Source organism: Prescottella equi (assembly GCF_020171745.1).
In the GTDB taxonomy this organism is placed as follows: Bacteria; Actinomycetota; Actinomycetes; order Mycobacteriales; family Mycobacteriaceae; genus Prescottella; species Prescottella equi_A.
Map to the genome: position 1 here is coordinate 1 of NZ_JAIVAH010000022.1, position 24,024 is coordinate 24,024.

At 68.8% G+C, this 24,024-nt stretch carries 20 protein-coding genes and 1 pseudogene; 17 read left to right on the forward strand and 4 right to left on the reverse strand.

Going from position 1 to position 24,024, the window contains the following annotated elements; all coding sequences use genetic code 11:
* A partial coding sequence (locus LCL87_RS18045; protein ID WP_510850802.1) for a beta/alpha barrel domain-containing protein occupies window positions 1-399 on the forward strand: 399 nt, incomplete at its 5' end.
* A 107-nt stretch (window positions 400-506) separates the two neighbouring features.
* The gene (locus LCL87_RS18050) at window positions 507-1,328 is read left to right on the forward strand and encodes an acyl-CoA thioesterase (protein ID WP_225022135.1); all 822 of its coding nucleotides are present in this window, start codon (window positions 507-509) and stop codon (window positions 1,326-1,328) included.
* Window positions 1,329-1,343: 15 nt separating this feature from the next.
* Here LCL87_RS18050 and LCL87_RS18055 read toward each other — a convergent pair.
* Window positions 1,344-3,131 (reverse strand): annotated as a pseudogene (locus LCL87_RS18055) (APC family permease); the annotation flags it as partial.
* Between the two features lie 171 nt (window positions 3,132-3,302).
* Between LCL87_RS18055 and pdxT the strand changes: the two are divergent.
* On the forward strand, window positions 3,303-3,908 hold the full coding sequence (gene pdxT, locus LCL87_RS18060; RefSeq protein WP_225022137.1) for a pyridoxal 5'-phosphate synthase glutaminase subunit PdxT: 606 nt from the start codon (window positions 3,303-3,305) through the stop codon (window positions 3,906-3,908).
* A 30-nt stretch (window positions 3,909-3,938) separates the two neighbouring features.
* On the opposite strand, the gene LCL87_RS18065 is transcribed toward pdxT, so the two are convergent.
* Window positions 3,939-4,973, reverse strand: a complete 1,035-nt coding sequence (locus LCL87_RS18065; protein ID WP_225022139.1) for an alpha/beta hydrolase — start codon at window positions 4,971-4,973, stop codon at window positions 3,939-3,941.
* Between the two features lie 295 nt (window positions 4,974-5,268).
* Between LCL87_RS18065 and LCL87_RS18070 the strand changes: the two genes are divergently transcribed.
* The 10 genes from LCL87_RS18070 (at window position 5,269) to LCL87_RS18115 (ending at window position 16,723) form a co-directional block, all read left to right on the forward strand.
* Window positions 5,269-6,021, forward strand: coding sequence for a YebC/PmpR family DNA-binding transcriptional regulator (locus tag LCL87_RS18070; protein WP_225022141.1), 753 nt, complete (start codon window positions 5,269-5,271; stop codon window positions 6,019-6,021).
* 97 nt (window positions 6,022-6,118) lie between these two features.
* Window positions 6,119-6,694 carry a crossover junction endodeoxyribonuclease RuvC gene (gene ruvC / locus LCL87_RS18075; RefSeq protein ID WP_225022143.1) on the forward strand — a complete coding sequence of 192 codons (576 nt, stop codon included), beginning with the start codon at window positions 6,119-6,121 and terminating at the stop codon, window positions 6,692-6,694.
* A complete protein-coding gene (gene ruvA / locus LCL87_RS18080; protein ID WP_225022152.1) occupies window positions 6,691-7,296 on the forward strand; it encodes a Holliday junction branch migration protein RuvA in 606 nt (201 codons plus the stop codon). The genes ruvC and ruvA overlap by 4 nt, the downstream gene beginning before the upstream one ends.
* Window positions 7,297-7,310: 14 nt before the next feature.
* Window positions 7,311-8,414 (forward strand): Holliday junction branch migration DNA helicase RuvB, encoded by a 1,104-nt coding sequence (ruvB, locus tag LCL87_RS18085; RefSeq protein ID WP_510850808.1) that lies wholly within the window; start codon window positions 7,311-7,313, stop codon window positions 8,412-8,414.
* Between the two features lie 178 nt (window positions 8,415-8,592).
* The gene (yajC, locus tag LCL87_RS18090) at window positions 8,593-8,928 is read left to right on the forward strand and encodes a preprotein translocase subunit YajC (protein ID WP_225022156.1); all 336 of its coding nucleotides are present in this window, start codon (window positions 8,593-8,595) and stop codon (window positions 8,926-8,928) included.
* A 146-nt stretch (window positions 8,929-9,074) separates the two neighbouring features.
* Complete coding sequence (gene secD, locus LCL87_RS18095; protein ID WP_225022158.1) at window positions 9,075-10,775, forward strand: protein translocase subunit SecD; 1,701 nt, start codon at window positions 9,075-9,077, stop codon at window positions 10,773-10,775.
* Between the two features lie 2 nt (window positions 10,776-10,777).
* Complete coding sequence (gene secF / locus LCL87_RS18100) at window positions 10,778-11,953, forward strand: protein translocase subunit SecF (RefSeq protein ID WP_225022159.1); 1,176 nt, start codon at window positions 10,778-10,780, stop codon at window positions 11,951-11,953.
* Between the two features lies 1 nt (window position 11,954).
* Window positions 11,955-13,712, forward strand: coding sequence for an ABC transporter substrate-binding protein (locus LCL87_RS18105; protein ID WP_225022161.1), 1,758 nt, complete (start codon window positions 11,955-11,957; stop codon window positions 13,710-13,712).
* 8 nt (window positions 13,713-13,720) lie between these two features.
* On the forward strand, window positions 13,721-14,287 hold the full coding sequence (locus tag LCL87_RS18110; RefSeq protein ID WP_225022162.1) for an adenine phosphoribosyltransferase: 567 nt from the start codon (window positions 13,721-13,723) through the stop codon (window positions 14,285-14,287).
* Window positions 14,288-14,368: 81 nt separating this feature from the next.
* A complete protein-coding gene (locus LCL87_RS18115; RefSeq protein ID WP_225022164.1) occupies window positions 14,369-16,723 on the forward strand; it encodes a RelA/SpoT family protein in 2,355 nt (784 codons plus the stop codon).
* Between the two features lie 79 nt (window positions 16,724-16,802).
* Here LCL87_RS18115 and LCL87_RS18120 read toward each other — a convergent pair whose 3' ends face one another.
* Together LCL87_RS18120 and LCL87_RS18125 are read right to left on the reverse strand one after the other, a co-directional pair.
* Window positions 16,803-17,597, reverse strand: coding sequence for a peptidylprolyl isomerase (locus LCL87_RS18120; RefSeq protein ID WP_225022166.1), 795 nt, complete (start codon window positions 17,595-17,597; stop codon window positions 16,803-16,805).
* Window positions 17,597-18,457: a peptidylprolyl isomerase gene (locus LCL87_RS18125; protein ID WP_225022174.1), complete on the reverse strand. Its 861-nt coding sequence runs from the start codon at window positions 18,455-18,457 to the stop codon at window positions 17,597-17,599. The genes LCL87_RS18120 and LCL87_RS18125 overlap by 1 nt, the downstream gene beginning before the upstream one ends.
* 194 nt (window positions 18,458-18,651) lie before the next feature.
* Between LCL87_RS18125 and LCL87_RS18130 the strand changes: the two genes are divergently transcribed.
* The 4 genes from LCL87_RS18130 to LCL87_RS18145 all read left to right on the forward strand — a co-directional run bounded on the left by LCL87_RS18130 (window position 18,652) and on the right by LCL87_RS18145 (window position 23,965).
* A complete protein-coding gene (locus LCL87_RS18130) occupies window positions 18,652-19,332 on the forward strand; it encodes an MBL fold metallo-hydrolase (protein WP_225022176.1) in 681 nt (226 codons plus the stop codon).
* 15 nt (window positions 19,333-19,347) lie between these two features.
* Window positions 19,348-20,628: a histidine--tRNA ligase gene (hisS, locus tag LCL87_RS18135; RefSeq protein WP_225022178.1), complete on the forward strand. Its 1,281-nt coding sequence runs from the start codon at window positions 19,348-19,350 to the stop codon at window positions 20,626-20,628.
* Window positions 20,629-20,674: 46 nt separating this feature from the next.
* Window positions 20,675-21,256 (forward strand): hypothetical protein, encoded by a 582-nt coding sequence (locus LCL87_RS18140; RefSeq protein ID WP_225022649.1) that lies wholly within the window; start codon window positions 20,675-20,677, stop codon window positions 21,254-21,256.
* 105 nt (window positions 21,257-21,361) lie between these two features.
* Window positions 21,362-23,965 carry a helix-turn-helix transcriptional regulator gene (locus tag LCL87_RS18145; RefSeq protein WP_225022181.1) on the forward strand — a complete coding sequence of 868 codons (2,604 nt, stop codon included), beginning with the start codon at window positions 21,362-21,364 and terminating at the stop codon, window positions 23,963-23,965.
* Window positions 23,966-24,024 lie beyond the last annotated feature (59 nt).

The following is a 24,024-nucleotide window of genomic DNA, read 5'->3' on the forward strand; positions in this document are numbered from 1 at the left end:
CACATGCGCAAGATCCGCCAGGAGATCCGCCGCCTGACCTCGCTGCCCGAGGACGAGCTGTACGTCGCGGCCAAGGAACTGCAGGCCCCCTACGACCTCGTCGTCGAGGTCGCCAAGGCCGGTAAGCTCCCCGTCACCCTGTTCACCGCCGGTGGCATCGCGACCCCCGCGGACGCGGCGATGATGATGCAGCTCGGCGCCGAGGGCGTGTTCGTCGGCTCGGGCATCTTCAAGTCCGGCAACCCCGCCGAGCGGGCCGCCGCGATCGTCAAGGCCACCACCTTCCACGACGACCCCGACGTCCTGGCCAAGGTCTCCCGCGGCCTGGGCGAGGCCATGGTCGGCATCAACGTCGACGAGATCCCGCAGCCCCACCGCCTCGCCGAGCGCGGCTGGTGACCTTCAGCCGGTAGACAACCGACGCGACGCACGCGGCGGCGGCCCAGTGTGGCCGCCGCCGCGTTCGTGCGTTGCTAGCCTGAGCGAACGCGGCGGAAGGGGCCCAGATGGCAAAGATCGAGCAGATCCTGGAACTCGAGCGGCTCGAGAGGGACATCTTCCGGGGCATCGCTACGGAGACGATGCTGCCGCGCACTTTCGGTGGTCAGGTCGCCGGTCAGGCGCTGGTGTCGGCGGTACGGACCGTCGACGAGCACTTCCACGTCCATTCGCTGCACGGCTACTTCCTGCGACCGGGCAACCCGGTCATGCCGATCGTGTACCTGGTCGACCGGATCCGTGACGGCCGTTCGTTCACCACCCGCCGCGTCACCGCCGTGCAGGACGGCCAGGCGATCTTCACGATGTCGGCGTCGTTCCACGTGCTCGACGAGGGCATCGAGCACGAGGACGTGATGCCGCCGGTCCCGGCGCCGGAGGAACTGCCCGATGCGGCGTCGTTCGCGTCCGAGGAGAAGTCCTGGGAGTTCCGCGAGTGGGCCGACTGGGACCTGCGGTACGTGCCGGCCGAGCAGATCGAGCGTCGCCCGGGTGTGCCGGTGCAGCAGCAGGTCTGGTTCCGCTCCCGCGAGGCGCTGCCGGACGATCCGGTCTTCCACATCTGCACGCTCGCGTACATGAGTGACATGACGTTGCTGGCGTCGGCGAGCACCACCCACACGGACACCGCGATCCAGAGTGCGTCACTCGATCACGCGCTGTGGTTCATGCGCCCGTTCCGGGCCGACGACTGGCTGCTGTACGACCAGTCCTCGCCGTCGGCGGGATTCGGGCGCGCGCTCACCCAGGGACGCATCTTCAATCGTGAGGGTCATCTCGTGGCTGCCGTCGTGCAGGAAGGGCTCACGAGGCTTCTGCGGCGCGACTGACGAGGGACTCAGTTGCACGCGGCAGATCACGGTGTCCGCGTTCTCACGCAGTGCACGACGCAGGTCCGTTCCGTGGTGCCCGGGCAGCATGCGCTGCCAGAGGGCCGCTGGAGCGATCTCCCCGATGACCACGATGACGTGGCCTCGGGGCCGGTGTCGACATAGCCACCGCGCGATCGGACGTCCGACCGAGCCGTGTTCGTGCTCGAGGAGAACGAGCCGGACGTCGGGGTGCCCCGCTGCCCACGCCTCCCATGCCTTGCCGAACGCACGCACGGAGCGGCCCGGCTCGGCCACATGGACGGCAACGACATCTCGACCGAGAGATGCTGCGAGAGTCAGAGTTTCGTGACTCGCCTCGCAGACGTTCCCGATCGGAACGATCACCAGCGGACCCTCGGGCGCGACGGAATCGGCGTGCCGCGGCTGTTGCCGCAGCGCCTCCGCCCGACGGTACGTGCGGTGCACGCGTTCCATCGCGACGACCAGCAGTGGCAGGGCGATCGCGATCAGCCACGCGCCCTCGGTGAACTTCATCGCGGTGGTGACGACCGCGGCCACGGCCGTGAGGACGGCGCCGCACCCGTTGAGGGCGGTACGCCACCGCCAACCGGGCGTGCGCGCGGCGAGCCAGTGCCGCACCAGACCCGCCTGCGCGAGGGTGAACCCGACGAAGACGCCGATCGCGAACAGCGGCACCAGAGCATTCATGCTGCCGTCGGAGCCCACCAGCAGCGCCGCGGCGCACCCGGCCAGCACGAGGACCCCGAACCGGTACACGTCCCGACCCGACCGCGCGGCGAAGCGGTGGGGCAGGCAGTCGTCGTCGGCGAGCAGTTTCAGCAGTGTCGGTAGGCCGCCGAACGAGGTGTTCGCCGCCAGCGAGAGCAGAACGACGGTGGCGACCTGCACCACGTAGTAGCCGACGCCCCCGCCGAGCGCGGCCTCCGTGACCTGCGACAGGACGGTCGTCCCGGTGATGGGGTGCACCTCGAACTTCTCGATCAGGGTCGCGAGTCCGAGCAGCATCGTGCCGAGCAGGATGCCGAGCGCGACCTCGGTGCGCTGCGCGGTCCGGATGCGCGGCCGACGGAAACTGGGAACCGCGTTCGCGATCGCCTCGACACCGGTCAGGGCTGCGCAACCGCTCGAGAACGCCTTGAGGAGCAGCAGCGCCCCGACGGTCGAGACGTTCGTTGCGACGGCCTCGCCCTGCGCGACGGTGGCGGGCGCCGAGCGGAGTAGTCCGGTGACGATCACGGTCAGGATTCCGAGTACGAACACCGCGGTGGGGATCATGAAGGTGCGTGCGCTGTAGGCGATTCCGAGGAGGTTGAGAGCTGTCACGACGGCGAGCGCCGCGAGGCACAGCCACAGCGTCCAGGGCAATAGTGCCGGCACCGCGGCGGTGAGCGCCGCGACGCCTGCCGCGATCGACACCGCGACATTGAGGACGTAGTCGAGTACGAGCGATGCGGCGGCGGTCAGTCCCGCGCGTGGCCCGAGATGTGTCTTCGCCACCGCATACGCGCCCCCTCCCTGCGGGAAGGCGGCGATGACCTGGCGGTAGGACGCCACGAGGAAGGCGAGCAGTACCGCGATGGCCAGGGTTACCGGCAGGGTCATGCCGAGCCCCGCCGAGCCTGCCGCCGCCAGGACGAGGACGATGGCCTCGGGGCCGTAGGCGACCGACGCCAGGGCATCGAGTGAGAGTCCGGCGAGTCCGGTCGTCACCGTGAGCTTGTTCTTGTCGGCGCGCGACCGTGGTGCCGGTCGCGGCGTGGACACGCGGGTTTCGATCACACTGTCGAGTCTTGCCGCGCGGAAATGCGCGGGCGGTCGTGTTGACGCAGCCTTGACGGGGTGAGACCGACTCCTGACGCCGTCCGTCCGGATGGTGCCGGGCAGGATCCCGGCGGTCTGCTGATAGCGTTTCGGAAGTCAATAGCGTCGAATAGTGCAGGACTTTCACTCGTGACAAATCAACCGACGATCGGCGTGCTCGCACTGCAGGGCGACGTCCGCGAACATCTCGCGGCAATCGAATCCAGCGGGGCGCGTGCGATCGGCGTACGCCGACTGTCCGAACTCGAATCCGTGGACGGCCTGGTGATCCCGGGCGGCGAGTCGACGACGATGAGCCGGCTGCTCACCGTGTTCGAGCTCCTCGATCCGCTGCGTGCCCGACTGAAGGACGGAATGCCGGCCTATGGCTCGTGTGCCGGGATGATCCTGCTGGCAAGCGAGATTCTCGACACCCGTGCAGACGCGCAGCACCTTGACGGTCTCGACATCACGGTGCGCCGCAATGCTTTCGGCCGTCAGGTGGATTCGTTCGAGGCCGACCTGGACTTCACCGGTATCGACGGCGACCCCGTCCGTGCGGTGTTCATCCGCGCGCCGTGGGTGGAGCGGGTCGGACCGGGCGTCGAGGTCCTGGCCCGGGTGCCGGAAGGCCTCGCCGCCGACCACATCGTGGCCGTGCGACAGGGCTCCGTCCTCGCGACCTCGTTCCACCCGGAGGTGACCGGTGATCGGCGCGTCCATCAACTGTTCGTGGACATGGTGCGGGGGAACTGACCCCCGCACCCGCCACGGTGTGGAGTCAGGTCACCACGCGTTCAGGGTGTCGAGGATCTGTGGACGTGACTTCCACAGCTCCGCGGACCAGTAGCCCCAGTTGTGCGTTCCGTCGGGAGTGAAGTCGTACGTCGCGGGGATCCCGAGGCTGTCCAACCGCACCTGGAATGCCCGGGTGTTCATCAGCGCGAGTGACTCGAGTCCCATCGCGTTGGACGTGTTGAACGACGTTACGGATCCCGACGAACCCAACGATCCCTGCAGGTTCGAGGATCCGAGCGACCCCAGAAGGGCCCCGGGTGTGTCGTACTCTCCGGGTAGTCCGTTGCCCGACGAGATGTACATCGACAGACCGCGCAGCATCGGTGCGAAGACGAACGGGTCGTTGCGCATCCACTGCCGGTCCCAGGGCGGGCCCCACATGGAATCGGAGTTGAACCCTCCGGCCTCGAGCATCGCGATGCGGATCATCTCGCGCATACCGGGTGCCGACAGGTTGAGGTAACCCGAGTAGGAGCCCGCGAACTTGAACTGGTCCCGGTGATACGCCGCGAGGGTCAACGCGGCGGAGCCGCCCATCGACAGGCCGGTCACCGCGTTGTTGGAGCGGGAGACGCCGCGAGTCGCGAGGTAGTCGGGGAGCTCCCTGGTCAGGAAGGTCTCCCACTTGTAGGTGACCTTCTGCCCGTTGAAGTTGCTCGGCGCGTACCAGTCGGAATAGAAACTCGACTGGCCGCCGACCGGCATCACCAGGGTGACGTTGTCGAGACGGAACTGGTCGAGGGCATTCGTCTCGAACGACCACGCATTGCGGTCGTCGCGCGCACGCATGCCGTCGAGGAGATACAGGGCGGCGTTTCCGCCGCGCGCGGCCCACTGGATCTGGACCTTGATCGGACCCATCGACGAGTCGACCCACACTTCCTCGTAGCCGCCCCACGGGGCCGCGTTCGCGGTGGTCGTCCCCGCCACTGCCGTCAGAGCGGGCAACAGCAGTGCGGCTGCGGTGATTCCGATCAATCGCTTCTTCAGACGGTGCGTGAATCCCGGTCTGTGAATGCGCATTCGTTCGCCTTTCCCCCAACGATCCCGGCATCCGTATGTCCGCGCCCCCGCGCGAGAGACGCCGTCCGTCGTTCTCGATGTCACATCGTAGATGTCTCTGGAAGGTTCCATTGCGGTTGCCGTGGCGTCCTCGGAACGTCGACAACATCTACCGGATCGTGACCTTTGGGGGGAGGCGGTGTGTCCGGCCCGCACCGGTGTGCAGGTAGCATCGAACCTCCGACAAGTGTGCAGTCGAAATGCCGTGGGATTTGTCGTATCTGCCACGGCACGCTGCAGGAAGGGGCTCCCACGAATGAGCGGCCACTCCAAATGGGCCACCACCAAGCACAAGAAGGCCGTGATCGACGCCAAGCGCGGCAAGATGTTCGCGAAGCTGATCAAGAACATCGAGGTGGCAGCTCGTACGGGTGGCGGCGATCCGTCGGGTAACCCCACCCTCTTCGATGCCATCCAGAAGGCCAAGAAGAGCTCGGTCCCCAACGACAACATCGAACGCGCCCGCAAGCGCGGTGGTGGCGAGGAAGCCGGCGGCGCCGACTGGCAGACCATCATGTACGAGGGCTACGGCCCCAACGGTGTGGCAGTGCTCATCGAGTGCCTCACCGACAACCGGAACCGGGCTGCCGGCGAGGTTCGTACCGCGATGACCCGCAACGGCGGCAACATGGCCGACCCCGGGTCGGTCTCGTACCTGTTCACCCGCAAGGGCGTCGTGGTGCTCGAGAAGAACGGCCGCACCGAGGACGATCTTCTGGAGATCGTGCTCGAGGCCGGCGCCGAGGAGATCAACGACCTCGGTGACAGCTTCGAGATCGTGTGCGAGGCGGGCGATCTGATCCCGGTCCGCACCGCGCTCGTCGACGCCGGTGTCGACTACGAGTCCGCCGATCCGGACTTCCGGGCGTCCGTCGAGGTCCCGGTCGACGCCGAGGGTGCTCGCAAGGTGTTCAAGCTCGTCGACGCTCTCGAGGAATCGGACGACGTCCAGAACGTCTACACCAACGTCGACCTCTCGGACGAGGTGCTCGCCGAACTCGACGCCTAGTCGCTCGCAGCGCCGACTGCGTGTTGGTGCATGGTCACGCGCCCACCTCCCGCTATGCTCGAACAATTGTTCGGAAAGTAGTGCGAGAGGTGGGCGCGTGCGTGTTCTGGGTGTCGACCCCGGCCTGACGCGATGCGGTTTCGGTGTCGTGGACACCGGCCGTGGGCGCGAGGTGAAACCGGTGGCCGTCGACGTCGTGCGAACCCCACCCGACATGGACCTCGCGTCGCGGCTCCTGCGAATCTCGAACGCCGCCGACGAGTGGCTCGATCGATTCCGTCCCACCGTCGTCGCCGTCGAGCGGGTGTTCTCCCAGAACAACGTGCGAACCGCGATGGGAACCGCCCAGGCGGGCGGCGTCGTCGCACTGGCGGCGGCGAAGCGTGGAATCCCTGTGTGCTTTCACACGCCGAGTCAGGTCAAGGCCGCGGTGACGGGCAGTGGCACCGCCGACAAGAAGCAGGTCACCGCGATGGTCACCCGCATTCTCGGACTCGACACGGCGCCGAAACCCGCCGACGCGGCCGACGCGCTCGCGCTCGCCATCTGCCATTGTTGGCGCGCGCCGATGCTCGATCGGATGGCCGCGGCCGAGGCGTCGGCGGCGGAGCAGAAGCGGCGGTACGAGGCACGGCTGAAGGAAATTGCGGCCGGAAAGGCAGGGAAACGGTGATCGCTTCGGTTCGAGGTGAGGTTCTCGAGGTCGGGTTGGACCATGCGGTGATCGAGGCCGCGGGCGTCGGGTACCGCGTCAACGCGACACCCGCCACGCTCGCGACGTTGCGGCGCGGCGACGAGTCACGCCTGGTGACCGCGATGATCGTCCGCGAGGACTCGATGACGCTCTACGGCTTCGCCGATGCCGAGTCGCGCGACCTGTTCGGTCTGCTGCAGACGGTGTCCGGGGTGGGGCCGCGCCTGGCGATGGCGATCCTCGCGGTGCTCGAACCCGAGGCGCTCCGCAAGGCACTCGCCGAAGGTAATGTCACCGCGCTCACCCGTGTTCCGGGTATCGGTAAGCGCGGCGCCGAGCGGATGGTCGTCGAACTTCGCGACAAGGTCGAGGCCGTCGCGGTGACGGGCGATCTGCCGGGCGCCGGCGTGGCCGCTTCAACGACGGTCGTCCGGGACCAGGTGGTCGAGGCGCTGACCGGTCTCGGCTTCAAGCTCGAGCACGCCGAGAAGGCCACCGACACCGTGGTGGCGGCGGATCCGGAGGCCCCGACGTCGACGGTCCTGCGGTCGGCGCTCGCGCTGCTCGGAAAGACGCGATGATCTTCGGCGACGGCATGGACGAGGGCCGGACGCAGGACGAGTCGGCCGTCACCGCGAACTTCGTGTCGTCCGACGGCGAGGTCGAAGCGAGCCTGCGCCCCAAGAACCTGAGCGACTTCATCGGCCAGCCGCGGGTCCGGGAACAGCTGCAGTTGGTGCTCACCGGCGCGAAACTGCGCGGTGGGACCCCCGACCACGTGCTGTTGTCCGGGCCGCCCGGCCTGGGCAAGACGAGCATGGCGATGATCATCGCGACGGAGCTCGGCACCTCGCTGCGGCTCACGTCGGGTCCGGCGCTCGAACGCGCCGGTGACCTCGCGGCGATGCTCAGCAATCTCGTCGAAGGCGACGTGCTGTTCATCGACGAGATCCACCGAATGGCCCGTCCCGCCGAGGAGATGCTGTATCTCGCGATGGAGGACTTCCGGGTCGACGTCGTGGTGGGGAAGGGGCCGGGCGCCACGTCGATTCCGCTCGAGGTCGCGCCGTTCACGCTCGTCGGGGCCACCACCCGATCGGGAGCCCTCACCGGGCCGCTCCGGGACCGGTTCGGCTTCACAGCTCACATGGATTTCTACGAGCCGCACGAACTGCAGCTCATCCTGCTCCGTTCGGCGGGCATCCTCGGCATCGAACTCGGCGGGGACGCCGGCGCGGAGATCGCCGGGCGGTCGCGTGGCACGCCACGAATCGCGAATCGGCTGCTACGCCGGGTCCGCGACTATGCGGAGGTGCGCGCCGACGGCGTCATCACCCGCGAGATCGCGCAGGCGGCGCTCGCGGTGTACGACGTGGACCCGCTCGGCCTGGACCGGTTGGATCGGGCCGTGCTGGGCGCCTTGGTCCGTAGTTTCGGCGGAGGGCCGGTGGGCGTGTCGACCCTCGCTGTCGCCGTGGGGGAGGAGCCCTCGACGGTCGAGGAGGTGTGCGAGCCGTTCCTCGTGCGTGCGGGCATGATCGCCCGGACACCCCGCGGCCGGGTCGCGACGGCGGCCGCGTGGGCGCAACTCGGTCTCACGCCGCCCCCGGACGCCGCGGTGGGCGGAATCGAAGTCCGGGCCCGTGAACCGCAACTCGGCTTGTTCGGCCCGAACGAGTCCGACGGGGATCAATCCTGAGGTTATTTCGCCGTCGGACGATCGACGCTGTTCGATATGAGCGAAATGCCATCGGTGACGATTTCCCTTTCGATCGTCTCGCTAGTGGCACACTGGTCACTGGCGCGGCGCCGACCCGGTTCCGTGAACATCGCCGTGTGTTACGCCCCAAGTGACGACCCCGAGGACTGACTTCCCGATGGAATTGCTGTTTCCGCTTCTGATTCTTGCTCTGCTCGTGCCGATGTTTCTCGGCATCCGGCGCCAGAAGAAGGAGATGCAGAAGACGGCTGATCTTCAGGATTCCCTGAAGATCGGTGACCGTGTCATGACCACTGCCGGCCTGCATGCGACGGTGGCCGGACTGGACGAGGGAACGGTCGATCTCGAGATCGCTCCCGGTGTCATCACCACCTGGTCGCGGATGGTCGTCCGCGAGCACGTGATCGACGAGGACGACGCCACCGAGGCCGAGACCGTCGACAACGAGGACGAGACCCCGGACGACACCCAGCGTCGCCTGAACGGCGAATAGTGCGGTAGCCGCCCTCGTCGGCAGGATTTCCACCTGCAGGCGGGGGCGTGTTCACGCTCGGCTCGCCGAGTGGCTCGCTTGTCTTTTTTGCGTCATCACCCTTGCGTCATCATCTGAACCGCACGTACCGAGGAGACAGACAGACCGTGGCACCTTCGACAGGATCGGTGCACCCAGTGCGCGCGCTCGCCGTTTTCACGGCGCTCGTCGCCGTGCTGTATGCGCTGGTCTTCTTCACCGGAGACAAGTCCCCGACGCCCGAGCTCGGGATCGACCTGCAGGGCGGGACACGCGTCACCCTCAGCGCGCGGACGCCTGACGGCAGCACGCCGAGCCAGGACAGCCTGCGTCAGGCCCAGCAGATCATCGAGACGCGCGTCAACGGACTCGGAGTTTCGGGGTCCGAGGTCGTGATCGACGGTGACAACCTGGTGATCACGGTGCCGGGTGATGACAGCTCGCAGGCACGTTCGCTCGGCCAGACCGCGCGCCTGTACATCCGTCCGGTCATCGGTTCGCAGGCTGCGGCCGCGCCGGGGGCGCAGCCCGCGCCCGCCACTCAGGCGCCCAACACGTCGGCGCCGGCCCCGACGGAGCCCGCGGCCACCCCGGACACGCAGGAGCGTCCGTTCCCGGCACAGAGCCCGACCGAGCCGACCGAACCCGCTCCGTCGCCGGCCCCGGCCCCGGCACCGGCCGAGCCGGTGCCCGGTTCGCCCGAGGCCGCCGCCGCGGAGATCGCGAAGGCGAAGGAGACGCGTCAGAGTTCGGATCCGGCAGTCCAGCAGCAGGCGATGGCCACGCTCGACTGCTCGGCGCCCGATCCGCTGCAGGGCAACGACGACCCGACCCTGCCGCTCGTCGCGTGCTCGACCGACGGCACCACCGTGTACTTGCTGGCACCGAGCATCATCGACGGCCAGGAGATCTCCGACGCCAGCTCCGGCTACAACACGCAGCAGTCTCGCTACGAGGTGAGCCTGAGCTTCAAGTCCACCGGCAGCACGACGTGGGCGCAGTTCACCGGTGCCAATATCGGCAAGCAGGCCGCGTTCACGCTCGACTCGAAGGTCGTGAGCGCGCCCGTCGTTCAGGGTGCGACGCCGGCCGGTAGCTCGACGTCGATCACCGGCCAGTTCACACAGACGCAGGCGCAGGAACTCGCGAACACCCTCAAGTACGGTTCGCTGCCGCTGTCCTTCCAGGCGTCGGAAGCCGAGACGGTGTCGGCGACGCTGGGTCTCGCTTCGCTCGAGGCGGGCCTCATCGCGGGTGCGGTGGGCCTCGTGCTCGTCCTCATCTACTGCCTCGTCTACTACCGCATGCTCGGTGTGCTCACCGCTCTGTCGCTCGTGCTGTCGGGCGTGATGGTCTATGCGGTGATGGTTCTGCTCGGCCGCTACATCGGGTTCACGCTCGACCTCGCCGGCATCGCGGGTCTGATCATCGGTATCGGTATGACCGCCGACTCGTTCGTCGTGTTCTTCGAGCGCATCAAGGACGAGATGCGCGAGGGACGCAGCTTCCGGTCCGCGGTTCCGCGTGGTTGGGCTCGTGCCCGCCGCACGATCCTGTCCGGTAACGCGGTGAGCTTCATCGCGGCCGCCGTCCTGTACGTCCTCGCCGTCGGCCAGGTGCGCGGCTTCGCGTTCACCCTCGGCCTCACGACGATCCTCGACGTGGTCGTGGTGTTCCTGGTGACGTGGCCGCTGGTGTACATGGCGTCCAAGTCCAAGTTCTGGTCCAAGCCGAGCGTCAACGGTCTCGGCGCGGTCCAGCAGGTCGCTCGCGAACGCAAGGTGGTCGCGGCGTCGACCGCGCAGGCATCGTCGGACACGGAGGCATGAACATGAGTGAGTCGAACACCTCCGCAACCTCCACCGAGGCGAGCAAGGCGGCCGCAGATCGGGCGCTGCTGCCACACCACAGTTGGCTGCAGCGTCTCTACACCGGCACCGGCGGCTTCGAGGTCATCGGGCGCCGCAAGTTCTACTACTGGCTCACCGGCGCGATCGTCGCTCTGTCGCTCCTGAGCATCGTCGTGCGCGGCTTCACCCTGGGCATCGAGTTCGAGGGCGGTACCCGCATCCAGTTCCCGACCCCGGAGGGCGTCACCACCGAACAGGTGGAGACGGTCTACTCCGACACCCTCGGCCAGGAGCCGGTTTCGGTGCAGACGGTCGGCTCGGGGTCCAGTTCGTCGATCGAGATCCGCTCCGAGGCGCTCGACGCCGGACAGGTCAACGAGCTGCAGAACGCGCTGTACGACGAGTTCCAGCCGAAGGACAGCAACGGCGCCCCGTCCAAGAACGCGATCAGTGTCGCGGACGTCAGCGAGACGTGGGGCGGTCAGATCACCAAGAAGGCGCTCATCGCGCTGGTGGTGTTCCTGGTCATCGTCAGTATCTACATCGCGATCCGGTTCGAACGGGACATGGCGATCGCGGCGATCGTCTCGCTGTTCTTCGACATGGTCGTCACCGCCGGCGTGTACTCGCTGATCGGGTTCGAGGTGACGCCCGCGACGGTGATCGGTCTGCTCACGATCCTCGGCTTCTCGCTCTACGACACGGTCGTCGTGTTCGACAAGGTCGAGGAGAACACCCGCGGGATCCTGCACCTGAACCGGCGCACGTACGCCGAGCAGGCGAACCTGGCCGTCAACCAGACGCTGATGCGGTCGATCAACACCACCGTCATCTCGATCCTCCCGGTGGTCGCCCTCATGGTGGTGGCGGTGTGGCTGCTCGGTGTCGGCACGCTGAAGGACCTCGCACTGGTCCAGCTGGTGGGCATCATCGTCGGCGCCTACTCGTCGATCTTCACCGCGACGCCGATGCTGGTGTCGATCAAGGAACGGTGGGGTCCGGTCGCCGCACACACCAAGAAGGTGCTCGCCAAGCGGGCAGCGAACGGTACCCGCGTCGAGTCGGCGCAGCCCGAGTCCCGCGTGAGCTCGGCGGCGGGTTCGGCGCCGCGACCCGGCGCGGTACCGACGGGGAAGCGCAACAAGAAGAGGCACTGACATGCCGGACGCGAGCAGTTACCGCCGTGCCCCCCGTTTCACCCGCCGCGCGGCCAGGTCGATCGTCGCCCTGGCCGCCGCGGCCGCGGTCGGCGCGACCGCGGCGTGCAGTAGCGAACCGACCGATCAGGTGCCCTCGTTGGGCTACGCGATCGACAACGTCGTCACCACCTACAACGGCAACACCGTCGAGGGATCGGCGACCGGTGCCCTGCAGGCGCTCGGCCGGGTCCTCACCGGTATGAGCTACACCGGTCCGTCGGGGGCGCAGGTCGCGGACACCGACTTCGGGACCGCGAACGTGGTGCCCGGGGACTCGCTCACCGTGCAGTACCGGCTCAATCCGTCGTCGGTCTACTCGGACGGGGTACCGATCGCGTGTGACGATTTCATGCTCGCGTGGGCGGCCGGCAGCGGTCGCTTCACGCGGCCCGGCGACGGTGGCTCCGTGCCGATGTTCGACGCCGCCACCCGTGCCGGGTACGCGGACATCGAACGGGTCGACTGCGCGCCCGGGGCGAAGGACGTCACCGTCGTCTTCGCGCCGGGTCGCAGCTACCTCGGGTGGAGATCGCTGTTCGGTGCCACCGAACTGATGCCGGCGCACGTGGCAGCGCAGGCCGCGGGCGTACCGGACCTGGTCGGCGCGATCCGGTCCGGCGATGCGGACGCGGTCGGGCGGATCGCCGACTTCTGGAACACCGGCTGGCGCCTGGCGCCCGGCGACCTCGAACTGGCCAGGTTCCCCTCGTCGGGTCCGTACCGGATCGAGTCGTACACGAGTGACGACGGTCTGGTGCTCGTCGAGAACGAGCGCTGGTGGGGTGTCAAGCCGCAGACTTCCCGGATCGTCGTGTGGCCCAAGGGCTCCGACGTGCCGTCCGGAATGGACGCCGGTGACATCGAGGTCGTCGACATCGGTGCCGGTTCGCTGGCCGGGTTCGCGCCGGACGGCGGATTCGATGTCGCGCACGAGCCGTCGCGCAGTGTGGAACAACTCGTGCTCGCGACGCAGGGTGTGTTCGGTTCGGTCGATGCCCGCCGCGCGTTCGCGCTGTGCCTGCCGCGGCAGCGGTTGTACGACGATCTCGGGCACCCCGGGTTCGAGCGAGCCGACGGGATCGGGTCGGGCGTGATCGATTCCCGGATCACGGGGCCCGACACCTTGTTCTACCCGTCGGCGGTCGCCGCGGAGGGCGGCACGTACACCGATCCCGACATCCCGGGGGCGACCGCGGCGCGGGAGGCGAGCGGCCAACAGCGGTTGACCGTTCGGGTCGGCTACCTCGGCCCGGACGAGCGGCGCGCACGCACCGTGCAGATCATCGCCGAGTCCTGTGCAGGTGCGGGGATCACCGTCGAGGACGCGGGTTCACCCGATTTCTCTCCGACGGCGCTGCGTGCCGGTCAGGTCGACGCGGTGCTGGCGGGGACGGCGTCCGCGGCCGGTGCCGCCGGAACCGACTCGGTCGACGACGCGGCCTTCGCGCTGCGGACCGGCAACGGTGACAACTTCGGCGCCTTCTCGAACCGCCGGTTCGACCAGGTGGTCGACCAGCTCGCCGTGGACGCATCGCTCGCAGCTCGCATGTCGCTGCTCGGTGAGGCCGAGGCGATCCTGTGGAACGAGATGCCGACGATCCCGTTGTTCGACCAGCCGCGCACGATCGCCCACTCGAAGGGGATGCACGCAGTCGTTCCCAATCCGACGAGGTCCGGTTCGGGGTGGAACATGGACAGGTGGATACTTCTCAGGTGATTTCTCAGATGGATGCCCCCGAAGCCACCACCCCGGAACTCGCCGCGGCCCTCGAGCGCGCGGGCGATGCGGTCTCCCGTCTGACCCGCTGGTGTGATGATTTCCCGACCCCCGGTGTCCGGTTCGCGGACCTCACGCCGGTGTTCGCGGACGGTCCGGGATACCGGTCGGTGATCGAGGGCCTCGCCGCCGCCGGCGCCGGTGCCGATCTCGTCGCGGGCGTCGATGCCCGCGGCTTCCTGCTCGGCGGCGGTGTCGCGATGGAACTCGGCTGCGGCGTCCTCGCGGTCCGGAAGGCGGGCAAGCTGCCGCCTCCGGTGCACTCCGAGAGCTATTCGCTCGAGTACGGTGCCGCGACGCTGGAGATTCCGTGCGACGCGCCCGACCTCAACGGGCGTCGGGTGTTCGTGATCGACGACGTGCTGGCCACCGGCGGCACCCTGCTCGCGGCCGCGGAGCTGCTGTCGCGGGCGGGTGCCGAGGTGATCGGCGTCGCGGTGGTTCTCGAGATCGAGGAGCTGGGCGGGCGGGAGCGGTTCGACCGGTACCCGCTGACGTCGCTGGTCAGAGTCTGAGGACTACAGTTGTGCCTGGTGGTGTAGCAGTGCCGCCAGGTTCCGAGTGGCCGTGGCAGTGCGGTGGCAGGAGGTGACGGCATGACCCAGCATCTTGATCGTTCCCAGAACACTGATCGTTCGCAGAGCACTGATGCCACGAGTACCGGTGGGGCGAGCCCCGCCGACAAGAGCGCGCCGGTGCCGACGTCGGCGTCGCGCCGGGTGCGGGCGCGCCTGGCCCGCCGCATCACCGGTCAGCGCAATGCGCCGATCCGGCCGGTGCTCGAGCCGCTCGTCGCGGTCCACCGCGAGCTGTATCCGAAGGCCGACTTCTCACTGCTGCAGCGCGCGTACGACGTCGCCGAGCAGCGGCATGCGACGCAGTTCCGCAAGTCGGGCGATCCGTACATCACGCACCCGCTGGCGGTGGCCAACATCCTCGCCGAGTTGGGGATGGACACCACGACGTTGGTGGCGGCGTTGCTGCACGACACGGTCGAGGACACCGGGTACTCGCTCGACGAACTGACGGCCGAGTTCGGCGACGAGGTGGCGCATCTCGTCGACGGCGTGACGAAGCTGGACAAGGTCGTGCTCGGCTCGGCCGCCGAGGGCGAGACCATCCGCAAGATGATCATCGCGATGGCGCGGGATCCGCGGGTGCTGGTGATCAAGGTCGCCGACCGCCTGCACAACATGCGCACCATGCGCTTCCTGCCGCCCGAGAAGCAGGCCCGCAAGGCGCGCGAGACGCTGGAAGTCATTGCACCGCTGGCGCATCGGCTCGGCATGGCGACGGTGAAGTGGGAGCTCGAGGACCTCTCGTTCGCGATCCTGCATCCCAAGAAGTACGAGGAGATCGTCCGCCTGGTCGCGGACCGGGCGCCGTCGCGCGACACGTACCTGGCCAAGGTGCGGGCGGAGATCAATGCGACGCTGTCGGCGTCGCGGATCAGCGCGGTCGTCGAGGGCCGGCCCAAGCACTACTGGTCGATCTACCAGAAGATGATCGTCAAGGGCCGCGACTTCGACGACATCCACGACCTGGTGGGTGTGCGGATCCTGTGCGACGAGATCCGGGACTGCTACGCCGCCGTCGGCGTCGTGCACTCGCTGTGGCAGCCGATGGCGGGCCGGTTCAAGGACTACATCGCGCAGCCGCGCTACGGCGTGTACCAGTCGCTGCACACGACGGTGATCGGGCCCGAGGGCAAGCCGCTCGAGGTGCAGATCCGGACCCGCGACATGCACCGCACCGCGGAGTTCGGCATCGCCGCGCACTGGCGGTACAAGGAGACCAAGGGACGGCACTCCAGCGATGTCGCCGAGGTCGACGACATGGCGTGGATGCGCCAGCTGCTCGACTGGCAGCGCGAGGCCGCCGACCCGGGCGAGTTCCTCGAGTCGCTGCGCTACGACCTCGCGGTCAAGGAGATCTTCGTCTTTACCCCGAAGGGTGACGTCGTGACCCTGCCGGCGGGCTCCACCCCGGTGGACTTCGCGTACGCCGTGCACACCGAGGTGGGGCACCGGTGCATCGGCGCCCGCGTCAACGGCCGGCTGGTGGCGCTCGAACGGACGCTCGAGAACGGCGAGGTCGTCGAGGTCTTCACGTCGAAGGCCCAGAACGCCGGCCCGAGCCGCGATTGGCAGACGTTCGTGGTGTCGCCGCGCGCGAAGGCGAAGATCCGGCAGTGGTTCGCGAAGGAGCGCCGCGAGGAGGCGCTCGAGGCCGGCAAGGACGCGATCGCTCGCGAGGTGCGGCGCGGCGGACTTCCGTTGCAGCGCTTGCTCAACGCCGAGGCGATGACCGCGTTGGCGCACGAGCTGCGGTACGCGGACGTGTCGGCGCTGTACACCGCGGTCGGCGAACACAACGTCTCCGCACAGCACGTGGTGCAGCGCCTCGTCGCACACCTCGGCGGCGAGACGGCCGTCGAGGAGGAGCTGGCGGAGCGGTCGACGCCGTCGACCATCCCGACCCGCTCGCGCACGTCCGGCGACGTCGGGGTGCTGGTGCCGGGTGCGCCGGGCACCGTCGCGAAGCTCGCCAAGTGCTGCACCCCGGTGCCGGGCGACGAGATCATGGGGTTCGTGACCCGCGGCGGCGCGGTCAGCGTGCATCGCACGGACTGCACCAACGCGACGTCGCTGCGCGAGCAGTCGGAGCGGATCATCGACGTGGAGTGGGCGCCGTCGCCGACGTCGCTGTTCCTCGTCGCGATCCAGATCGAGGCGCTCGACCGGCACCGGTTGCTGTCGGACGTCACGAAGGCGCTCGCGGACGAGAAGGTCAACATCCTGTCGGCGTCGGTCACCACGTCCGGTGACCGGGTCGCGATCAGCAAGTTCACGTTCGAGATGGGCGACCCGAAGCATTTGGGCCACGTGCTCAACGTTGTTCGCAACGTCGAGGGCGTCTACGACGTCTACCGGGTCACCTCGGCGGCCTAGTAGGTCCCTCGGACGGCCGAAGGGCCCCTTCACGCGCTGGACAGCGTGTGAAGGGGCCCTTCCGTCGTTCGGGGTGGTGTCAGGCGACCTTGGCGGTCTCGATGGTGACCGGGGTCCTGGGGGCACCACCACCGGCTGAGCTGGATCCGTCGTCACCGGCCGCCGCGATCTTCTCGATCGTGGCGAGGCCATCCTCGGAGATCGTGCCGACCACGGTGTAGTTCGGCTGCAGCAGCGAGTCCTCGAACACCAGGAAGAACTGGCTGCCGTTGGTGTCGACACCGGCGTTGGCCATCGCCACGGTGCCGCGCGGGTACACGACGGGGCTCATCAACGCGGGGTCGTTCGGCGCGAACTGGTTCGTCGGGTACTCGTTGGCGTACTGGTAGCCGGGCCCGCCGTTTCCGCGACCGCTGGGATCGCCGCACTGCAGCATCTGCAGGCCAGGCGACGTGGAGAGGCGATGGCACGGGGTGCCGTCGAAGTAGCCCTGCTCGGTGAGGCTGACGAAGCTGCCCACGGTGCACGGCGCCTTGCCGCGATCGAGTGTCAACCCGATCGGGCCCTCGTTGGTGGTGAGTGCGACGCCGACGGTGCCGGCCGTGGAGACACCGGTCCCATTCGGGGGCTGGACGTCCTTGACGGCCTTGCCCGCTGCGGCATAGCTGCAGTCGACGGTCGGCGCCGCCGGCGCGGGCACGGCGGGCAGGGCCGCGTACTGCGACAGGTCGATCTTCGGTGCCTCGGGCGTGGTCCACATGCTCGACGAACTCGTCGAACCGGCGGTGTCCGACGACGACCCGTCGTCGCTGCCGCACGCGGTGAGGATGAGGGCGAGTCCGAGTCCGGCCGCCGCGAATGCTGTGCGCTTCATCAATCCAACCTCACGCTGGTGATGTCGATGGGCAGGTTCGGCTTGCCGCCGCCCGCGGACATCGATCCGTCGTCGCCGGCGGCGGCGACCTTCTCGATGGTCTGGAGTCCGGTCTCGTCGATCGTGCCGAACACCGTGTACTGCGGCGGCAACGTGGAATCGCCGTAGACGAGGAAGAACTGGCTGCCGTTGGTGCCCGCGCCGGCGTTGGCCATCGCGATGGTGCCGCGCTTGTAGGTGACGGGCGTCTGGGCGGCCAGGTCGTCCGGGGCGTACTGATCGGTGGGGAACTCGTTCGCGAACTGGTAGCCAGGTCCGCCGCTGCCGGTGCCCGTCGGATCGCCGCACTGCAGCACCTGCAGGCCCTCTCCGGTGACGAGGCGGTGGCAGGTGGTGCCGTCGAAGTAGCCCTGCTGTGCGAGGCTGACGAAACTGTTCACGGTGCACGGCGATTCGGCGTTGTTCAGCGTCAGCCCGACGGGCCCCTGGGTCGTTTCCATGCTCGCGCTGATCGTCGCGGGCATCGTCGCGATGCCCTCGGCGCGTGGCGGGGTGTTCGGCTTCGCGGCCGCCTCGGCCGGCGTGTACGCGCAGTTGACGAGCTCGGGCAGCGGCTCGGCGCGGCCCGCGGGCATCGCGGCGGCGCTGGGCGTCTCGGACGCGGCGGTGTTCTCCGTCGAGTTGTCGTCCTTGCCGGACAGCGTGACGACGACGGCGCCGACCGCGATCACCACGATCGCGCCGACGATCGACCCGGCGATCGTCATCTGCTTGCGCTTCCTCGCGCGTTCGGCGCGCCGTTCGAGCTGGCGTTCCAGCTTTCGTTTCGCAGCCTCACGGCGCTGCTGATTGCTCGGCACTGCAGTCGTCCTCCCGTACGTCTCGTTCGGTTTGTTCGCAAGTCTCCCGTGGTGCCCGTCACCGCACATGGGACATGCGCGAGTGTGCCACCTCAACCTGAGAGGATCCTGGCGGGGCGACAGCCTAGGCTGTACTGATCCGCTTCGGATCCCGTATGACCCCGTAACCGCCCCGTACTCTAGGAGTTGTCGCCGTGCTCGTCACCGGATTCCCCGCCGGAATGTTCCAGACCAACTGTTACATCCTGGCGCACGACGACTCGGGGGAGTGCGTCGTCGTCGATCCGGGTCAGGACGCGGCCGAGCCGTTGATGCAATTCCTGGCGCAGTCGGAACTCGAGCCCAAGGCGGTTCTGCTCACGCACGGTCATCTCGATCACACGTGGTCGGTGCACCCGGTGTGCGAGCACTACGGAATCCCGGCGTACATCCATCCCGACGATCGGTACATGCTTACCGATCCCGGTCGCGGCATCGGGTCGTCGATGAGCCAGATGATCGCGGGCGTCGAGTTCCGGGAACCCGCCGAGGTGATCGAGATCGCCGACGGTGACGAGTTGACCGTCGCCGGAATCGACTTCGTCGTCGACCACACTCCCGGTCACACGCAGGGTTCGGTGGTGTTCCGCACAGAGTTGGAGACCGAGGACGGCCCGCTCCAGGTGGCGCTCACCGGCGACACCCTGTTCCAGGGTTCGATCGGTCGCAGCGACCTGCCCGGGGGCAACCACGACCAGTTGCTGCAGTCGATCGCCCGGAAGCTGTTGGTGCTCGACGACACCACGGCGATCCTGCCCGGCCACGGCGGCTCCAGCTCGATCGGCCAGGAACGCGCCGCCAACCCGTTCCTCGTTGGACTGACCGCCTCCCAGTAAGGAAAAGTAAGCACCGTGAGTAAGTCAGGCCTCAGCACCTTCTCTGCCCCCAAGGGCGTTCCCGACTATGTCCCTGCGCAGTCCGCGGAATTCGTCGCCGTGCGCGACGGATTGACCCGCGCCGCCCGGCTCGCAGGCTACGGGCACATCGAACTGCCGATCTTCGAGGACACCGGGCTTTTCGCCCGCGGTGTCGGTGAGTCCACCGACGTCGTGTCGAAGGAGATGTACACGTTCGCCGACCGCGGCGACCGTTCGGTGACGCTGCGTCCCGAGGGCACCGCCGGTGTGATGCGTGCGGTGATCGAGCACGGACTCGACCGCGGTCAGCTTCCGGTCAAGCTCAGTTATGCCGGCCCGTTCTTCCGCTACGAGCGCCCGCAGGCGGGCCGCTACCGGCAGTTGCAGCAGGTGGGTGTCGAGGCGATCGGCGTAGACGATCCCGCGCTCGACGCCGAGGTGATCGCGATCGCCGACGCCGGCTTCCGCAGCCTGGGGCTCGACGGCTTCCGCCTGGAGATCACCTCGCTCGGTGACGACACGTGCCGCCCGCAGTACCGGGAGCGCCTGCAGGAGTTCCTGTTCGGGCTCGATCTCGACGAGGACACCCGTCGCCGCGCGGAGATCAATCCGTTGCGCGTGCTCGACGACAAGCGGCCGCACGTCAAGGAGATGACGGCCGACGCGCCGCTCATGCTCGATCACCTGTCGGAGAGCGCCAAGGCGCACTTCGACGAGGTTCTCGCACACCTGGACGCGCTCGGCGTGCCGTACGTCGTCAACCCGCGCATGGTGCGCGGGTTGGACTACTACACCAAGACCACGTTCGAGTTCGTTCACGACGGCCTGGGCGCGCAGTCCGGCATCGGTGGCGGCGGACGCTACGACGGACTGATGGCGCAGCTGGGTGGCCAGCCGTTGTCGGGCATCGGGTTCGGTCTGGGCGTCGACCGGACGATCCTCGCGCTCGCGGCCGAGGGCAAGTCGGCCGGCAACCCGGCCCGCTGCGAGGTGTTCGGGGTGCCGCTGGGCGCCGCCGCGAAGGCCGAGATGGTGAAGATCGCGCATGCGCTGCGTGCGGCCGGGATCCGCGTCGACATGGTGTTCGGTGACCGCGGTGTCAAGGGCTCGATGAAGGCGGCGGACCGCTCCGGCGCCCGACTCGCGCTGGTCCTCGGCGACGAGGATCTTGCTGCCGGCACCATCGCGGTCAAGAATCTGAGCAACGGCGAGCAGACGTCGGTGCCGATGGAAGGCGTTGTCGCGCAGATCGGCTCGATTCTTGCCGACGCCTGACGGGCAGTCCGGGGAGGAGTTCTCCCTCGACCTGATCCCGTCGGCGATGCTCGCACCGCGCATGCGGAGGGTTGCGCTCGTCGCGGTCCTGATCGGGATCGTCGTGGGCGGTGTGGTGGCGCTCTTCGCCGCGCCGCTGGTTGCGCTCGCGGTCGGCGTGGTGATCGCGTTGCCCACCGCGGTGTCCGCGCTGCTGGCGACGCGACGTCGAATCTGGCTGGCCGGGACGACGATTTACGCGTCGAGCTGGCTGATCGAGCGGCGGGTCGACGTCGCGCAGGCGGTGAGCGTCGAGTTCGTCGTCCGGGCCGCACGGATCAGTCAGGTCGCGGTCCGGATCGGCGACGGTCGGACCGCCCGCACCGTCCCGCTCGCGCTCTACACCGCCGACGGCGGCCGGGAACTCGACGTGCTCGCCCTGCGCAAACTCGCCGACGCGCTGTCGGCGAGCGAGCTGGCTCCGGCCGCCGCGGCGGCGTCGTTGCTGATCGATCAGTTGCGGGCGGAGGCGCGCGGCGCCGGACTCGAGGAACGGCCGCTGTACCGCGCCGTCGCCCTGGTCCGGGAGGCGGGACGGGTGCCCCAGACGACCCTCACCGACGAGGAAGTGGCCGGGTTGTCGAGCTGACCCGCACGGAAGGCGGGCGAACCGGACCGACTGTGCAGTAACTCCCTGATTGCGGGTTACGCGGTTCGATGCGCCGGGCCCTCCGACAGGATTATCGTTCGAAGCATGGTCGGTCTCTGGCCCGTCCTGGACCGAAAGGCTGCGTTCGAGGGCGCTCGGGAACTGCTCCGCGACGGAAGATCGTGCGGAGTGGTGCTGGTCGGTACCGCGGGTGTCGGCAAGACGACGATGGCGCGCGAACTGGTGGGATCGCTGACCGGTGAGGCGCGCTGGATCGTCGGTACCGAATCCACCCAGAGCATTCCCCTCGGGGCGTTCGCGCCGCACCTGGCCCGGACCACCTCGCGCGACCCGGTCGTCGCCCTGCGGGCGGTCCGGGACGTGCTCGCCGAGGACGGTGCGGCCCCGGACGGCGGCGCCGCCATCGTCGGCATCGACGACGCCCACCTGCTCGACGACTTCTCGGCGGGCCTCGTGCACCAGCTGGCGGTGGGCCGCGACGTCCGCCTCGTCGTCACGGTCCGCAGCGGCGCGCCGGTCCCGTCGGCGATCGAGGCGCTGTGGAAGGACGGCCTGCTGACCCCGTTCGTCGTGCAGCCGTTCACCCGTGAGGAGATGGACGAGGAACTGCACCAGGTGCTCGGCGCCCCGGTCGAGCGGTTCAGCGCGGACGCGATCTGGGAGGCATCGGAGGGGAATCCGCTGTTCCTGAGGCACCTCGTGGAAGGCGCACTCGACGGCGGCACACTGCGCCGATCCGGCGGGGTCTGGCAGCTGCGGGGCCGGCCCGGGGTGTCCGCGGCGCTGGCGTCGCTGCTCGAGTCGAGGTTCGCCCGCACCCCGCGTGACGCGCTCGACGTCGTCGACTACCTCGCGTTCTGCGAGCCGCTCGAGCTCGAGGTGCTCAGCGAACTCGTCAGCCGCCGGTCCATCGAGGAGGCCGAGCGGCTGGATCTGGTCCGGATCCGGAATGTCGGCAACGCGCACGTCGTGCGGTTGGCGCATCCGCTGTTCGGTGAGGTCATCCGCGACCGGGCGGGCGTGCTCGCCGCGCAGCGCATCAAACGGCGACTGGTGGAGGTGCTGCGCGAATCGCCGGACCCGGGCGTCGTGACGTCGATGCGGATCGCGGAACTCGCCGTGGAGTCGGGCGTCGAACCGGATCCCGAACTCCTGGTGCGCGGCGCCGAGGACGCGATCGCGATGGCCAGCCTGGAACTCGGGGCCCGGCTGGCGGCTGCCGCGGTCCGCCGCGGCGGCGGATTCGACGCGTCGTTCGCGCTCGGCCGCGCGCTGATGTGGCAGGGCAAGGGGGACGAGGCCGAGGAGGTCTTCGCGGCCGTCGATCCCGACGAACTGTGCGAGTACGACGTCGCGCGATGGTTGCTGACCCGCGTCGCGAGTCTGTATCTCGAGGCCGGCAGACCGCAGGAGGCGGTCGCACTGTTCCGGCGCGAACGCGACCGGATCACCGATCCGATGCTGGCGGTGTCGGTCGTCGCGCTGGATGCGGTGCTGCACCTGTACGACCGCGAACTCGAGACGGCGATCGAACTGGCCCGGCACGTGGAGGCGGCGCCGGAGGCGCACCCGTGGGCCCGCGCGAGCGGTGTCTTCGCCGGGGTGGCGGCGCTGACGGTGTCGGGGCGTGGACTCGAGGTGGGTGCCCTCGCGGCGTCCGCGTGGGAGGCGATCTCGCACGGTGACGGCCTGCTCCGTTTCCACATCGGCTATTTCGAGGTGCTGGCGCTGACGCTCGTCGGGCGGCTGTCGGTGGCGGAGTCGACCGCGGCACGCTACCGGGAGATGGCGGCCGGCCAACCGAACAGTGCAGCACTGGCCGATGTGGCGTCGGGCGTGGTCGAACTGACCGGCGGCCGTCTCGACGACGCCGCCGAACACCTCACCGAGGCGCTCGCGGTGCTGGACCGCGAGACCCGGTCCGAGTGGATGCTGCTGGCCGCGGTCAGCCTCTGCCAGGTGCGCGCCGCACAGGGCAAGGGGGCCGACGCGGCCGCCGCGCTCGCGGTCGCCGAGCGCAACTCCGGCCCGGAACTCGCGTTCTTCGATCCGCTGATCGACGTCGCGCGGGCCTGGGTCGCGGGCTCGGCGGGGGAGGTGTCGGCGGCGGTGCACGCCGCCCGGCGCGCCGCGGACCTCGCGGCGCGGTCCGGCCAGTACGCCGTCGAGGCGATCGCGCTCGACGTCGCCACGACGTTCGGTGACTACACGACCGTCACCCGGCTCAGCGAGCTCGCCGACTTCGTGGACGGTCCGTTCGCGCGGGTCGCGGCGGTGCGGGCGCAGGCGCTGGCGAAGGCGGACGGTCCGGCACTCGACGCGCTCGCGGCCGAGTTCGAACGCACCGGGACGCTGCTGGCCGCCGCCGACACGTACGCGCAGGCCGCCACGGCGTACTCCCGGTCCAACGACCGACGCGGCGAGTTGACGTCCGCGGCGAAGGCCCACTGGCTCGCGTCCCGCTGCGACGGGGCGACGACGCCGGCGCTCGCGAAGGCCGCCCGCCCGCTCCCGCTCACGGACCGCGAACGCGAGGTCGCGGTGCTCGTCGGGAGGGGACTGTCGAACAAGGACATTGCCCGGCGCCTGGTGTTGTCGGTCCGCACCGTCGAGGGCCACATCTACCGTGCGTGCGAGAAGCTGGCGCTCAGCCACCGCAGTGATCTCGCCAAACTCGTCCAGGTGTGACTGCTCGCACAATCCGCGACGGTCGTGGGATGTGACCGATCCCATTCTCCTGCCGTCGA

Bases quoted from the DNA above. Each gene is read 5' to 3' on its own strand.
- secF (WP_225022159.1), top strand. From the start codon at position 10,778: ATGAGTGAGTCGAACACCTCCGCAACCTCCACCGAGGCGAGCAAGGCG.
- ruvB (WP_510850808.1), top strand. From the start codon at position 7,311: ATGGACGAGGGCCGGACGCAGGACGAGTCGGCCGTCACCGCGAACTTC.
- LCL87_RS18140 (WP_225022649.1), top strand. From the start codon at position 20,675: ATGCTCGCACCGCGCATGCGGAGGGTTGCGCTCGTCGCGGTCCTGATC.
- LCL87_RS18070 (WP_225022141.1), top strand. From the start codon at position 5,269: ATGAGCGGCCACTCCAAATGGGCCACCACCAAGCACAAGAAGGCCGTG.
- LCL87_RS18110 (WP_225022162.1), top strand. From the start codon at position 13,721: ATGGATGCCCCCGAAGCCACCACCCCGGAACTCGCCGCGGCCCTCGAG.
- LCL87_RS18145 (WP_225022181.1), top strand. From the start codon at position 21,362: ATGGTCGGTCTCTGGCCCGTCCTGGACCGAAAGGCTGCGTTCGAGGGC.
- LCL87_RS18105 (WP_225022161.1), top strand. From the start codon at position 11,955: ATGCCGGACGCGAGCAGTTACCGCCGTGCCCCCCGTTTCACCCGCCGC.
- LCL87_RS18115 (WP_225022164.1), top strand. From the start codon at position 14,369: ATGACCCAGCATCTTGATCGTTCCCAGAACACTGATCGTTCGCAGAGC.
- LCL87_RS18065 (WP_225022139.1), bottom strand. From the start codon at position 4,973: ATGCGCATTCACAGACCGGGATTCACGCACCGTCTGAAGAAGCGATTG.
- LCL87_RS18050 (WP_225022135.1), top strand. From the start codon at position 507: ATGGCAAAGATCGAGCAGATCCTGGAACTCGAGCGGCTCGAGAGGGAC.
- LCL87_RS18120 (WP_225022166.1), bottom strand. From the start codon at position 17,597: ATGAAGCGCACAGCATTCGCGGCGGCCGGACTCGGACTCGCCCTCATC.
- yajC (WP_225022156.1), top strand. From the start codon at position 8,593: ATGGAATTGCTGTTTCCGCTTCTGATTCTTGCTCTGCTCGTGCCGATG.